Raw genomic sequence first — 14,124 nt, 5'->3', positions numbered from 1 at the left:
CTCCTTTTTCTCCACGACGTTCGGCTCGCTTCGGGTGCTACCCCTTCAACGCCGCGTGCTCCGCCTTGATGGCGCTCACCCGCTCGGGGTCGAGGATGAGGTCGATGGCGCTGGCGGCCATGATCTTGGCGGCCGTCACGAGGGCGTCCCAAGCCATGTCCGTGTTGCACGCCTCCGCGAACGCGACCGTGTGGGGCACGGAGCCCTTCGTGTCGAGCGGGAGGTTGAACGTGACGTGCGGGATGTACTGGCTCACGTTGCCGCTGTCGGCGGAGGCGAACGTCTGCGGGTCGCCGTCCGGCCGCTCGAGGCCGACCAGGCCGAGGTTGCCGATGACGACCTCGCGCAGGCCGGGGACGACGAGGCGCTCGGCATAGACCGGGTCCTCGGCGATCTCCAGCTTGGCGCCCGTCATGAGCGCCGCGCCGCGCGCGCAGTCGTGCACGCGTTCGCGCACGCGCTCGATGTTCTTGTACGACGCGGCGCGCGTCATCATCCTCACGACCGCCTTGTCCGGCACGCTGTTCGCCGCCACGCCGCCGTCCTCGATGATGCCGTGGATGCGCACGTCCGACGTGACGTGCTGCCTGAGCGCGTTCACGCCCGCGAACGTCAGCATGGCGGCGTCGGCGGCGTTGATGCCCTGGTGCGGGTTGGCGCCGGAGTGCGCGGACTTGCCGGTGAACGTGTAGGTCATGCCGCTCGCGGCGATGTTCGGGCTGCCCACCCTCACGTCGCTGCTGCCGTGCCACATGATCGAGACGTCGGCGACGTCGAACACGCCGGCGTCGATCATGTAGATCTTGCCGCCGCCGCCCTCCTCGAACGGGCAGCCCATCACGTAGACGTTGCCGGGGACGTCGCCGAGGGCGCGCCGGACGGCGATGCCCGCGGTAGCCGCGATGGTGCCGATGAGGTTGTGGCTGCAGCCGTGGCCCAGCCCCGGCAGGGCGTCGTACTCGGCGAGGAGCGCGACCCCGACCCCGCCGCCCATGTGGCCCGGGATGCTCGCCCTGAACGAGCAGTCGACGTCGGAGACCTCGCCCAGCTCGGCGACCGCCTTCTCGACGAACATGCCGTGCTTCTCCAGGTAGTCCGTGAGCAGGTCGGCGGAGCGCTGCGTGCGCCAACCCACCTCCGGGTGGGCGTGGAGGTCCTTCGCGATCGCGACGGCCTCACCTCTCAGGGCGTCGACCTCGGCGAATGCGCGGCTCTTGAGCTCGCTGGCGTTGGGCTTGGTCATCTAGGTCGCCTCCTTCGGTGCGATGTTGACGGCTTGGGTGGACGAACCGGCCTTGCGGTGGCGCTCGGCCCGCTGCAGGACGCTCCGTAGGCTGAACGTGCTGAGGAGGAGCAGGCCGCCGATGACGTAGAAGGCGCTCTTGGTGCCGGAGACGTCGGCGAGGCCGCCGGCGAGCAGGGGCGCGCCCGCGCTCGACACCTGGTTGACGGTGGCCCTCAGGCCTACGGCGTAACCCCGCTCGTCGTCGGAGGTCGCCTCCGCGAGCAGCACGAGGCCGAGCGACTGGTGGAGCCCGGCGCCGACGCCGTGGGCGAACGCGAGCGCCATCAGGAGCCAGACGAGCGACGTCAGCGGCATGACGGTGAGGCCGACGACGGCGATCAGCGCCGCGACGACCATGGTCACCACGAGCCCGGTGCGCCTGAGGAGGATGTTGGTGAACGGGCGGATGGCCGCCTGGCCGAGCGAGCCGGCGGCGAGGATCAGGCCGATGGCGCTCGCGCTCATCGCCCCCTCCTCGAGGAAGATCGGCAGGAAGTTGCCGCGCATGCTGATGGTGAAGAGGCAGATGAACGAGAAGAGGAAGGCGGCCTGGATGGCGGGGCGGCGGAGCAGGACGAGCGCCTGCCCGCGTGCGCGCGGGCGAGGCTTGGTCGGTGCTCCGGCCGGGTGGTTGCCCAGCTGCCAGGCGACCACGAGCATGAGCAGGGCGCCGGCCGCGTAGGCGCCGAAGGCCGCGGTGTAGCCGCTGACGTCCAGGAGGTAGCCGCCGACGAGCGGGCCGACCGTCATGCCGACGGCCGTGATCGTCGCGAACACGCCCACGACCCAGTCCCTGTCGGGCACGCGCGTCGCGTAGGTCTGGGCGCAGATCCACGTCGCCATGTAGAGGCTGCCGTTCACGACCTGCGCGAGGAACAGCAGCGGGACGTTGTCTGCGATGAGGTAGAGGGGCGTCGTGAGGATGGTGCCGACGCTCACCCAGATGAGGCTGCGCGTGAGGCCGAAGCGCGCGGTCCACTCCCCGAGCTGGGCCGCGAAGAGGGCCGGAACGATGAACCGGGCGGCGAGCAGGAGGCCGATGAGGCCGACGGAGATGCCCAGGTCGCCTGCGTAGCGCGGCAGCACGGGCAGCAGGACGCTCTGTTGGTAGAAGCTGCCGAAGGCGAGGAGGTAGATGAGGATCTGGACGCGCCACGGCGTCCGCAGCGTGGTCATGGGAGCGGGGTTCCTTGTGCGGGGGCGACGGCCTCGGGCAGTGGCGGGAGGTCGTGAGGGCGCGTGCGTAGCGGGTGGGGGACGGGCGAGCGCCGGTCGGCGAGGTAGGCAGTCGCCGCCGTCATCCGGGCGTCGCCGCCCCTTTGAGGCGGGGGTCCATGGCGTCGCGCAGGCCGTCGCCCAACAGGTTGAGCCCCAGGACGGTGACGCTGATGGCCAGGCCACCGAGCGTGGCGATCCACGGGGCGTTGGTCAGGTAAGGCCTGCCGGTGGCCACGATGTTGCCCCACGTGGCCGCGCTTGGATCGCCGAAGCCGAGGAAGCTCAGCGCCGCCTCGATGGTGATGGCCGCCGCCACCCTGACGGTGGCGAGGACGATGAGCGGGGCGAGGACGTTGCCGAGGATGTGCTTGAAGAGGATGCGGCCGTGCCCGGCGCCGAGGCCGCTGACGGCCTCCACGTACTCGAGCCGTTTCACCGAGAGCACGGAGGCCCTGACGACGCGCGCGTACTGCGGCACCGAGGCGACGGCGACGGCGAGCATGATGTTCCACAGGCTCTGCCCGAAGAGGCTGAGCACCACGAGCGCCAGCAGGAGGAGCGGGAACGAGAGGACGATGTCCATGACTCGCATGATCAGGGAGTCGACGGCCTCGCCCAGGTACCCGGACAGGAGCCCGAAGAGCGTGCCGACGACCGTGGCTATGGCCACGGAGACGAAGCCGACCATGAGCGAAGGGCGCGCGCCCCACACGACGCGGCTGACGATGTCGCGGCCGAGCTCGTCGGTGCCGAACCAGTGCTCGGCGCTCGGCGGCTTCATGCGCGCCCGCAGGTTGATGGCCTCGGGGTCGAACGGCGCGATGAAGGGCGCGAAGACCGCCACCAGGACGATGAGCGAGACCACGACGGCGCCGACGACCGCCGCGCGGTTGCCCTTGAACGCCTTGAGGAGGCTACGCTTGCGCGCCATTCAGGAGTACCTGATCCGCGGGTCGAGGAGGCCGTAACTGACGTCTACGAGCAGGTTGATCATGACCACCAGGAGCGCGAAGAACGCGACGGTGCCCTGGATCTGCGGGTAGTCGCGCGCCACCATGGCGTCGACCATCACCCGGCCGATGCCTGGGCGGACGAAGAGCGACTCGATGATCACCGTGCCGCCGATCAGGCGGCCGAGGTTGAGCCCGACGATCGTGACGACGGGGATGAGCGAGTTGCGCAGGGCGTGGCGCAGGACGACGACGATGGGCGTCAGGCCCTTCGCGCGCGCCGTGCGCACGTAGTCCTGGCTCAGGGTCTCGAGCATGGCGGAGCGCGTCATGCGCATGATCACGCCGCCCTCGGCCGCGCCCAGCGCTATGGCCGGCAGCGTGAGGTAGTAGAGCGTGCCCGCCAGGCCCTCCGTCACGCCGGCGCCGGTGATGGGGAACCAGCCGAGCTGGACGGAGAAGACGATGATGAGCAGCATGCCGAACCAGAAGTTCGGCATGCTGATACCCAGGAGGGCGGCGGTCGTCACGCCGTAGTCGAGCGCGCTGTTGCGCCGCGCCGACGCGATCACCCCGGCCGGGATCCCGACTATGAGCGCCACGAAGAGGGCGGCCAGGCCGAGCGAGACGGTGTACGGGAGCGCGTCCGAGATGCGCTGGGCAACGGACTGGCGCGTCTGGTAGGAGCGGCCGAAGTCGAGGCGCAGCGCCTTGCCCATGAACGTGAGGTACTGCTCGCCCAAGGGCTTGTCGAGCCCGAGCGATTGGCGCATGTTCGCGAGGTTCGCCGGCGTGGCGTACTCGCCGAGGATGGCCTGGGCGGGGTCGCCAGGGACCAGCCTGACGAACAGGAACACGACCGTCAGCACGCCCAGCAGCGTGGGCACCGCGGACACCAGACGCCTGGCGACGAAGCTCCACCACACCTTCCGCTTACCTCAGTGCTGCTCGACGGACACCGGGAAGAGCCAGGCGTCGTACTGCTGCCGACCGTCCCAGCCCTTCACGTAGTTCCAGTACGGGTGGGCGTGCTTCGGCCAGTAGAGCGGGAGGTACGGCAGGTCGCTCATGACCTGGCGCTGGATCTGCGCGTAGATCTCGGCGCGCTTGGCGGGGTCGCTCTCTACGCGGCCGGCGTCGATCAGGTCGTCGACCTGGTCGTAGAACGTGGCGTTGAGCCCCGGCGGGAAGGCGCTGCTGTGGAAGAAGCTGCTGTACCAGACGTCGGGGTCGGCCCGAGTGGCCAGGGAGACGATGAGGGGCGCCTCGCCGGAGCCGAGCGTCGCCACCCAGGTGCCGGAGTCGACGACCCGCGCCTCCGCGTCGACGCCGATGTCCTTCCACATGGCGCGGATGGCGCCGAGAAGCTCGTTGGACAGGGTGTTCAGCCAGTACAGGGTGGTCTTGAAGCCGTTGGGGTAGCCGGCCTCCGCGAGGAGCTCCTTGGCCTTCTCGGGGTCGTACGGATAGCGCGGCACATCGGTGGTGTGACCGAGGTACGCGGGCGCCAGGTCGGAGTAGGCGGGCGTGGCCAGGCCGCCCCAGATGACTTCCGCGATCAGGTCGCGGTCGAGGGCGTAGTAGAGCGCCTGCCGCACGCGCACGTCGTCGAAGGGCGTCATACGGGTGTTGATGTCGATGCCGTGCGACGAGGACGTCGTGACCTCGCCCGTCGAGATGTTGGCGTTCGCGGCGAGCGTCTTGTAGATCTCAGGGTTCGTGAGGTTCATGGCGATGTCGACCTCGCCGCGCTGCAGCGCCAGCATGCGGACGCTCTCGTCGGCGATCACCACGAAGGTGGCGGTGTCGATCGCCGGCTTGCCAAGGTAGAAGTCCGGGTTGGCCTTCAATACGATCTGGACGCCCGGGGTCCATTCGACGAACTCGTAGGCGCCGGTACCGACGGGGTTGCGGCCGTAGTCCTCTCCCCCGTCCGCGACGGCCTTGGCGTTGGTGATCAGGCCTTGGCGGAACGCCGACACGGAGTGGAGGAACGCAGCGTTCGGGGCCTTGAGGGTGAACACGACCGTGACGTCGTCGGGGGCAACGATGCTGTCGATGTTCTTGAGCTCGCCCTGCCACCTGGAGCCCGTGGCCGGGTCCATGACCCGCTCGAACGACGTGACGACGTCCTGGGCAACGAACTTGCCGTAGCCCTTCTGCCATACGACGTCGTCGCGGAGGTGGAACGTGTAGGTGAGGCCATCCTCGGAGATGTCCCAGCTCGTGGCGAGGTCGGGCACGAGGTCGATGGTGCCCGGCTGGTAGCGCACGAGGCCGCTGTAGATGTTGCTCGCTACCGAGAAGCTGTTGACGTACGACATGTACGCCGGGTCGAGCGTGTCGCCTTCGCCCGGCAGGGCGATGCGGATGGAGTCCTGCGCCTGCGCCAGGCTCCCCGCCGCGAGCAGCGAGACGAGGACGGCGAGGGCGAAGCGGCGGAATGCGCCGAGCGAGCGGTTGTTCACGACCCACCTCCATGGGTAGAGCGACGAGTAGCGACCAGGAGTTACGGCTGAAGCGTCCCGCGTCGATCGCCGACGCGGCTCTTACGGACTCCCTCCATCCACGACCACGTGTGCCGGTCAGTGTGAATGGTGGAGATGCTAGCAGCGGCCAACCGTCATTGTCAATTAGTGAAGTGATAGTTTCACATTCCGCAATCCTTACGATTCCGCTTCGACGCCGGGGCCCGAGCGGTCGTCCGCACGCGGCTCGTGACCGACGCAACGAGCCCCGCGTCGCGCACGTACGGTTGACCTTGCGGCGCCCACGCGGGAGCACCTATATTGGCAGGACCTACGAACCCGATGCCTCCACGCGCGCCGCGTCAGCGCGCCTGGAGCGGCGAGAGGGCGGCCTTGCCTTGACGGAAACTACGCAGAGCGAAAACGGCAGCCAGTACCAACTACAGACGTTGATGCGCGGCGCCGCGGTCCTCGACCTACTGGCCGACAACGACCACCTGACCCTCAAGCAGGTGGCCACGAGCCTGGAGCTAGACACTACGACCGCCTACCGCCTCCTGAAGACGTGGGCGAGCGCGGGCTACCTGGACTACGACTCGACCACGAAGCGCTACCACGCCGGCGTCGGCCTCCTGCGCCTCGCGAGCAAGTCCCACACGAGCTCCGGCCTCCCCGACGTCGAGGCACGGCTCAGGACCATCAACCGCAAGGTCGAACAGACGACGAGCTTCAGCGTGCTGGCCGGGCGCTTCGTCCTCTACGTGGCGCGCGTGGTCGCCAACCGCGCGCTCATGTACCAGGTCGAGATCGGCAAGACCCTGCCGGCGTACGCCACGTCCTCCGGCCACGTCCTCCTGGCGCACGTGCCCCACGACAAGCTCCTCGAGCTCTTCCCCGACGAGGAGCTCATGGGCTTCACGGACCAGACCGTCCGCAGCCGCACCGAGCTGCTGGCCTCGCTCGCCGCCGTCCGCGAGCAGGGCTACGCGGTCAACCGCGGCCAACTGGGCGCCAGCGTGGCCGCCGTGGCAGTGCCGGCCAGGGACGCCGCCGGCGAGGTCGTCGGGGCGTTCTCCATCGCCGGGCCCGGGCAGCATTTCACCAGCGACGACATCTACCGGCGGTACCTGCCGGCGTTGCTGGAGGCGGCTCGGGAGGCGGTGAAGGTGGTGAGGTAGGGGCTACCCGCCGTCCAGCCGCTACCCCACCGTCAGCCCCTATGCACCAACATACGCAACGCAGCGCAGCCCCGGCTGGCCAGACCGCGATCGAGCGCACCCCGAACGGGTCTTAACGATCATAGGGCACGGTTGATCATTACCGTAAGCCTCTGATTTCAACTCTCAAACCCCTGCAGAAGAAGGACTCGTCATGTTCTCCCGGGTCTGGCAAGGCGCGGCTACGGCGTTTCTATTCTCGGCCCCTTCGAAAAGGGGGGCTGGAACAACCGGTCGCCCATCTCCTGGTCGCCGATCTCCCTGTTTCAATCCTCAGCCTCTCCGAAGGGGGGGCTACAACGCCCGACATCAAGTACCCGGAAGCCGCCACCGGGCTTGTTTCAATCCTCAAACCTTCCGAATAGGGGCTGCAACACCATCGATATCGTGGAGGTCCTGGCCGGGGAGACGTTTCAATCCTCAGCCCCTCCGAAGGGGGGCTGCAACACGACATGAGAGGCTAGTATCACGGCAACCAAAGGTTTCAATCCTCAGCCCCTCCGAAGAGGGGCTGCAACAACGAGCGCATCTTCATGCGCGAGGCGCGCCTCGTGTTTCAATCCTCAGCCCCTCCGAAGAGGGGCTGCAACGCTGAGGAGGGGCAGGAGGCGGCTGCCCTCCTTGCCGTTTCAATCCTCAGCCCCTCCGAAGAGGGGCTGCAACGGCCGAGGCCGATCACGCCGGCCCCGAGGATCCCCAGGTTTCAATCCTCAGCCCCTCCGAAGAGGGGCTGCAACTCGCTGACGCCATCACGCTCGCGCCGAGCCACGGGTTTCAATCCTCAGCCCCTCCGAAGAGGGGCTGCAACACGTACGCCATCGGTCGCGCCCCAGACAGGGTGTTCGAGTTTCAATCCTCAGCCCCTCCGAAGAGGGGCTGCAACCCTCAAGGCCGCGCACGAGCAACTGACGCGCAGCGCGTTTCAATCCTCAGCCCCTCCGAAGAGGGGCTGCAACGCGTTAGGACGCTCTCGGCGGCGGCGAGCCACGCGAGGTTTCAATCCTCAGCCCCTCCGAAGAGGGGCTGCAACGCGCTCTCCCATCCACGTGCCGAGGAGCATGCCGACGTTTCAATCCTCAGCCCCTCCGAAGAGGGGCTGCAACTCGATGATGTCGTCGTGCGCGTCACCAAGGCCCGTGTTTCAATCCTCAGCCCCTCCGAAGAGGGGCTGCAACTCGGGATTCCGTCAGCGGCTTCAAGCGAGCAGGTGGTTTCAATCCTCAGCCCCTCCGAAGAGGGGCTGCAACGTCTTGCCGAATCGTCGGCCGCACACGACCGTGTTGTTTCAATCCTCAGCCCCTCCGAAGAGGGGCTGCAACGCTCCTTACCGCTGCCGCCCTGCGCGGCGTCGATGTTTCAATCCTCAGCCCCTCCGAAGAGGGGCTGCAACCCGCCAGCACCCAGCAGTCGCTCTTGATTGACCAGTTTCAATCCTCAGCCCCTCCGAAGAGGGGCTGCAACCGGGCGCCTCGAAGTTGCTGTCCTTGGCCGTCTCGTTTCAATCCTCAGCCCCTCCGAAGAGGGGCTGCAACACCTTGGTTCTTGAGGAGCTTCGTGAACTGGTCGATGTTTCAATCCTCAGCCCCTCCGAAGAGGGGCTGCAACGGTGCCGCCGGCCATGGAACGCCGCCGCGTACTCCACGTTTCAATCCTCAGCCCCTCCGAAGAGGGGCTGCAACCCTCGGCAGCCCGCAGAACCCCTGAGAGAGGAGGTGTTTCAATCCTCAGCCCCTCCGAAGAGGGGCTGCAACCAGCGGTGCGCGCCTCGTCGGTGGCGGCCTGCTCGTTTCAATCCTCAGCCCCTCCGAAGAGGGGCTGCAACAGACGCGCGCCGAACTCGACATCGCACTCCGTGCCGTTTCAATCCTCAGCCCCTCCGAAGAGGGGCTGCAACGTGGATGAGAGGCTACTATCGGCCTGACTTATAGGTTTCAATCCTCAGCCCCTCCGAAGAGGGGCTGCAACCCTCAGCACCTCACGCGCACGTCCAGGCCAGTCGTTTCAATCCTCAGCCCCTCCGAAGAGGGGCTGCAACTCACTGCGCAGGAATCGCCTGACGCGTGAGTTCGAGTTTCAATCCTCAGCCCCTCCGAAGAGGGGCTGCAACTGTACGCCGTTGGCCGGCGGGTAGCTGAGGCGTTGTGTTTCAATCCTCAGCCCCTCCGAAGAGGGGCTGCAACTACTCCGCGGCGTGCCCCTATCCTGACCTGGCCGTGTTTCAATCCTCAGCCCCTCCGAAGAGGGGCTGCAACGGTGCGGTCACCCAGGATGTTCGCGCGGTAACCGTTGTTTCAATCCTCAGCCCCTCCGAAGAGGGGCTGCAACGCGCCGCACGCCGAGTTGTCGTGGGCGGGTGCCTGGTCGTTTCAATCCTCAGCCCCTCCGAAGAGGGGCTGCAACGTCCTCGTACGCGGTCACGGCCCTAGCCGCCTGGTCGTTTCAATCCTCAGCCCCTCCGAAGAGGGGCTGCAACAGTCGTCAGGCATCAGGTCGCCCTCCACTCCGCGATGTTTCAATCCTCAGCCCCTCCGAAGAGGGGCTGCAACGTGCCGACAGACCCAACCCAAGCACCACGCCGCCGACGTTTCAATCCTCAGCCCCTCCGAAGAGGGGCTGCAACTCCCCCTGTCGCCCTTGAGTGGCTGCAACAGTCGCGGTTTCAATCCTCAGCCCCTCCGAAGAGGGGCTGCAACGACCTGGCCGTGTAGGCAGAAGGCAGGTAAGTGGTGTTTCAATCCTCAGCCCCTCCGAAGAGGGGCTGCAACCAGGGTAGCCGGGAAAGGGTAGCCCGGCAAGTGATGTTTCAATCCTCAGCCCCTCCGAAGAGGGGCTGCAACAAGGACAAGCAGCTCCGCGTCGAGCTGCAGAGAGAGGTTTCAATCCTCAGCCCCTCCGAAGAGGGGCTGCAACGCCTGGTTGCCGGCTGCGCCGTCGATCGGGGCCGGCGTTTCAATCCTCAGCCCCTCCGAAGAGGGGCTGCAACGATCGAGGTCGAGGTCGTCAAGCTCGCTATGGACCATGTTTCAATCCTCAGCCCCTCCGAAGAGGGGCTGCAACGCTGCCGCGCTCCAGCTCGACGATGCGGCCGGTGTTTCAATCCTCAGCCCCTCCGAAGAGGGGCTGCAACAGGAAGATCACGCCCCACACGGGCAGCAACAGTAAGTTTCAATCCTCAGCCCCTCCGAAGAGGGGCTGCAACGCCCTTTCAGCCTCGGTGCCCTTTCAGCCTCGCTGGGTTTCAATCCTCAGCCCCTCCGAAGAGGGGCTGCAACGCGACCGCGCAGTATGCGCGCATCGAGGGCAAGATCGTTTCAATCCTCAGCCCCTCCGAAGAGGGGCTGCAACTCATCGGCCACCCGCGCTTCAGGCGCATGCCGCAGTTTCAATCCTCAGCCCCTCCGAAGAGGGGCTGCAACCTGTTCTGCCAACTCCGGGTGTCCCACACTCTCCAAGTTTCAATCCTCAGCCCCTCCGAAGAGGGGCTGCAACGAAGTCTAGGTGTCCCATCGACAGGTAGCGTAGGTGTTTCAATCCTCAGCCCCTCCGAAGAGGGGCTGCAACGCGCGTCGCGCGGGTCTAGGGCGGTGACCTCCAGGTTTCAATCCTCAGCCCCTCCGAAGAGGGGCTGCAACGCAAGCGCCACACTAGTGCACCAAGTCACAAACCCGTTTCAATCCTCAGCCCCTCCGAAGAGGGGCTGCAACCGGCGTGAACGTGCCGCGGGCCGTCGTCGGGAAGGTTTCAATCCTCAGCCCCTCCGAAGAGGGGCTGCAACCCGCCTGAACCTCGACAAGTTGGCCGCCGCGTGCCTGTTTCAATCCTCAGCCCCTCCGAAGAGGGGCTGCAACTGCCGTCGTCCTTGCGACGCACCTTGTTGTGCTCGTGTTTCAATCCTCAGCCCCTCCGAAGAGGGGCTGCAACTCAAGGTCCGTGAACGCCGACGGAGGACTGAGGGTGTTTCAATCCTCAGCCCCTCCGAAGAGGGGCTGCAACCAGTCGCCGCGGAAGATGGCCTTGATGAACTCGATGTTTCAATCCTCAGCCCCTCCGAAGAGGGGCTGCAACGACCGATGAGGGCCGCAGGTTCGCAAGTCTGCCGCCGTTTCAATCCTCAGCCCCTCCGAAGAGGGGCTGCAACTGCGATGAACCGGGGGCCCGCGCTGCTTGTATCTGTTTCAATCCTCAGCCCCTCCGAAGAGGGGCTGCAACACCTGGGGAACCCCGGCCACGGTCAGGCCTTCTTCTGTTTCAATCCTCAGCCCCTCCGAAGAGGGGCTGCAACAGCCCGCGTCCTCGCCCGGCACTAGCACCTCGCTGTTTCAATCCTCAGCCCCTCCGAAGAGGGGCTGCAACTGGAGGCACCTTTACGGCGGCCACTGGGCCCCTCAGTTTCAATCCTCAGCCCCTCCGAAGAGGGGCTGCAACCCCAGGCGGCCCTAGCAGCGGCCTCTGCGGCCCAGTTTCAATCCTCAGCCCCTCCGAAGAGGGGCTGCAACGTGGTTACGTGCCGAAGGGGCTCGAGGAGCAGACCGTTTCAATCCTCAGCCCCTCCGAAGAGGGGCTGCAACGCCTTGGCGAGCGTGTAGGACCGCACGTCGTTGCCGTTTCAATCCTCAGCCGCTCGAGAAATAATGCGGTTTTGGGCTTTGCAGCCGATAAGTCCTTGATGTTTTTCAATCCTCAGCCCCTCCGAAGAGGGGCTGCAACGCCCGTGCTGGTCGGTGCCGCGCATTGCGAGCGTGTTTCAATCCTCAGCCCCTCCGAAGAGGGGCTGCAACGTGCAAGCACCCGACGTGCCCGGGCTCGTTACGGTGTTTCAATCCTCAGCCCCTCCGAAGAGGGGCTGCAACAGCCCCATTAGAACACGCCGTTCAGAACGCTACATCCCAGACCCTTTTCGCGAAGCCCTATCATGGAGCCCCAAAAACCCGACCAAGAGTAATCTAGATTTTCAAGGTTCCCGCCACACTGGCCACATATGGCAAGCGCGAACCCACCGCCGTTTGACTAGCACTATGGGTTCGCGCAGGACACCGATACCGTCCCCTAAACTACCAACGGGTCGTCGAAGTCGACGTAACGATCCAACCCGAAATGCTCGAGGTAGTCTTCGCGATCGCCTCGAAGCTTGTAAACACGCAGGCTATCGCTGGCTGGATTGATGATCTTCGACAACTTCGCTATGAGGTCCTCGTAGAGCGATTCGTCGACTCGACACTCAAACACTGAGAACTGAACCCGCTGACCGAAGGCTTTGCAAGTCTGAGCCACCTTAGCGAGCCGTCGCCGTCCCGCCTTCGATTCAGTATTGACGTCGTAAGCAACAAGAACGTTCATTGGGAACACTACCTGAATAGGTAGGGAGGATACTCCGGGATGTCACCACGCAAATGCCGTGCCAGCAGACGTGCCTGAATATGCGGAACTAGTCCCATTGGAATCGCCTTCTTCAGGACTGGATGACTCACTTCCACCCGTTTGCGCTCCTGGTAGGCAACGATCACCTTCTTTCGCGTGGCCTCGTCAAGCTCCACTGCACCACCTGGACGTTGTTTGAAGCCTCCTGGGCCGACCTGTCTCAGGTTTATAAGCGTGAGGACCAGCCGGTCTACGAGTGGTGCTCGTAGCTCCTCCATCAGGTCCAGCGCGAGCGCCGGCCGCCCGGGCCGCAAAGCGTGTAGGAAGCCGATCTGCGGGTCTAACCCCACGCTTTCAAGCGCGGAGACGCAGTCGTTACGGAGCACGCCGTACAGGAACGAGAGAAGAGCATTGGTCGCATCGAGAGGCGGGCGCCGGCTCCTTCCCCGGAACTCGAAAGTCTCATCTGAATTCCTGATCATCGAGTGGAACACCGCGAAGTATGCTCGAGCAGCGTCGCCCTCGAGCCCAAGAAGTTCATCGGTGTATCTAGCGCCCGACAAGCGTCGAATTGCGTCCGCATGGACCTCAGCGGCACCACGCAAGCCCCCCTCCTCTGCAGTACCCTTCAGGTCCCTCGCGCTTCGAAGTAGCGTCGTGCGCGCGTTCTGGATCTTGCCTGCCACGGTGTTCCTGGCGATCGAAAGTGATGTCTGCACGTCGTCAAGGGCAGCATGCTGGGCCCTACGGAGCAGGACATTACCCGTGGTCGGTGGCGTGAGGCGCCCCTTGAACCGACCACTCTCCGTGAGCCAAACGATCGATCGACCGTCTGCAGCGAACCTATGAATCAAGAACGGGCTCAGTAACACGTTGCCAAACACAACTAACCCGCTCAAATGATGCAATGGCACCTGAAGCCGATGCTCACCACCCACCTCGATCTTGACCGTGTCGTGATCGAGTCGAAGGTAGCTGCCCTGGGTCTGCACGAACATGGTGTTCAGCAATTGCGTCATGACGGATCGACTACCTTGAAGGGATCCGTGAACCGATTCCTCCAATCGACGATCTCGGTTGGCATGCAGGTCTCGGAGAGCGAGCACGACTCACACCGCTCGTCGGCCAGAGGTGGCGGCACCGCGTCTGAGTCGAGTAGCTTCCTGACTTCCTGGCTCGTGGAAACGACTCTAGTGCGGAGTTCATCGGTGAACGCGACGATGCGCCGCCGGCGCGAGCGATCGTAGTAGATGCTGCCTTCAGGCACAGGGATCCTTAGCATCTCTTCAAGACACATGGCCTGAGCACAGAGCTGAACCTCGTCAGCGACCCGTGCCTTGCGCGCCCCGGCCTTGTACTCAACTGGATACGGCGTGCCATCCTCTAGGAACTCGACAACGTCTGCTACCCCAGTCAAACCGAGCGCGTCAGAGTAGAGCGGCAAAGCGCGCTCTACTCTGACGCCAGCAAGGGCTTCGGAACCCGACTCGTGAACCTTCTCGTGCACCCGGTTGCCACGCAGCGTGTAGATGTTCTCCGAGTACGACTGCTCGAGGTGAATGAGAGCGCACTGACGAGGACAGTAAAGGAAGTGCTGCAGTGCAGAGATCGGGATCGGGTCATCCATC

General features: G+C 65.2%; 9 protein-coding genes and 1 CRISPR repeat array. Of the genes, 1 reads left to right on the top strand and 8 read right to left on the bottom strand.

Annotated features, from left to right (window positions below; translation table 11 throughout):
- Positions 1 to 37: 37 nt before the first annotated feature.
- The 5 genes from M9914_13540 to M9914_13520 form a co-directional block, all read right to left on the bottom strand.
- Positions 38 to 1,243, bottom strand: a complete 1,206-nt coding sequence (locus tag M9914_13540) for a M20 family metallopeptidase (GenBank protein MCO5175199.1) — start codon at positions 1,241 to 1,243, stop codon at positions 38 to 40.
- Positions 1,244 to 2,461: an MFS transporter gene (locus M9914_13535; GenBank protein MCO5175198.1), complete on the bottom strand. Its 1,218-nt coding sequence runs from the start codon at positions 2,459 to 2,461 to the stop codon at positions 1,244 to 1,246.
- 121 nt (positions 2,462 to 2,582) lie between these two features.
- On the bottom strand, positions 2,583 to 3,434 hold the full coding sequence (locus M9914_13530) for an ABC transporter permease (protein MCO5175197.1): 852 nt from the start codon (positions 3,432 to 3,434) through the stop codon (positions 2,583 to 2,585).
- The gene (locus M9914_13525; GenBank protein ID MCO5175196.1) at positions 3,435 to 4,340 is read right to left on the bottom strand and encodes an ABC transporter permease; all 906 of its coding nucleotides are present in this window, start codon (positions 4,338 to 4,340) and stop codon (positions 3,435 to 3,437) included.
- 51 nt (positions 4,341 to 4,391) lie between these two features.
- The gene (locus M9914_13520) at positions 4,392 to 5,921 is read right to left on the bottom strand and encodes an ABC transporter substrate-binding protein (GenBank protein ID MCO5175195.1); all 1,530 of its coding nucleotides are present in this window, start codon (positions 5,919 to 5,921) and stop codon (positions 4,392 to 4,394) included.
- Positions 5,922 to 6,319: 398 nt separating this feature from the next.
- On the opposite strand from M9914_13520, the gene M9914_13515 reads away from it, so the two are divergent.
- Positions 6,320 to 7,099, top strand: coding sequence for an IclR family transcriptional regulator (locus M9914_13515; GenBank protein MCO5175194.1), 780 nt, complete (start codon positions 6,320 to 6,322; stop codon positions 7,097 to 7,099).
- Between the two features lie 228 nt (positions 7,100 to 7,327).
- Positions 7,328 to 11,988: direct repeats of the CRISPR family, unit length 37 nt; unit sequence GTTTCAATCCTCAGCCCCTCCGAAGAGGGGCTGCAAC.
- A gap of 196 nt (positions 11,989 to 12,184) precedes the next feature.
- Here M9914_13515 and cas2 read toward each other — a convergent pair.
- Genes cas2 through cas4 form a run of 3 tightly spaced genes read right to left on the bottom strand, consistent with a single transcriptional unit; the run spans position 12,185 to position 14,123 of the window.
- Entirely contained in the window at positions 12,185 to 12,475 is a 291-nt protein-coding gene (gene cas2, locus M9914_13510) for a CRISPR-associated endonuclease Cas2 (protein ID MCO5175193.1), read from the bottom strand.
- Between the two features lie 8 nt (positions 12,476 to 12,483).
- Positions 12,484 to 13,515 (bottom strand): type I-C CRISPR-associated endonuclease Cas1c, encoded by a 1,032-nt coding sequence (gene cas1c / locus M9914_13505; GenBank protein ID MCO5175192.1) that lies wholly within the window; start codon positions 13,513 to 13,515, stop codon positions 12,484 to 12,486.
- Complete coding sequence (gene cas4, locus M9914_13500) at positions 13,512 to 14,123, bottom strand: CRISPR-associated protein Cas4 (GenBank protein ID MCO5175191.1); 612 nt, start codon at positions 14,121 to 14,123, stop codon at positions 13,512 to 13,514. Before cas4 ends, cas1c begins: the two co-directional genes overlap by 4 nt.
- Position 14,124: the final 1 nt, after the last annotated feature.

The sequence above is a fragment of the Trueperaceae bacterium genome, assembly GCA_023954415.1.
Classification (GTDB): domain Bacteria; phylum Deinococcota; class Deinococci; order Deinococcales; family Trueperaceae; genus JAAYYF01.
The sequence above is the reverse complement of the archived record's forward strand: the minus strand, read 5'-3'. Positions and strand labels throughout refer to the sequence as shown.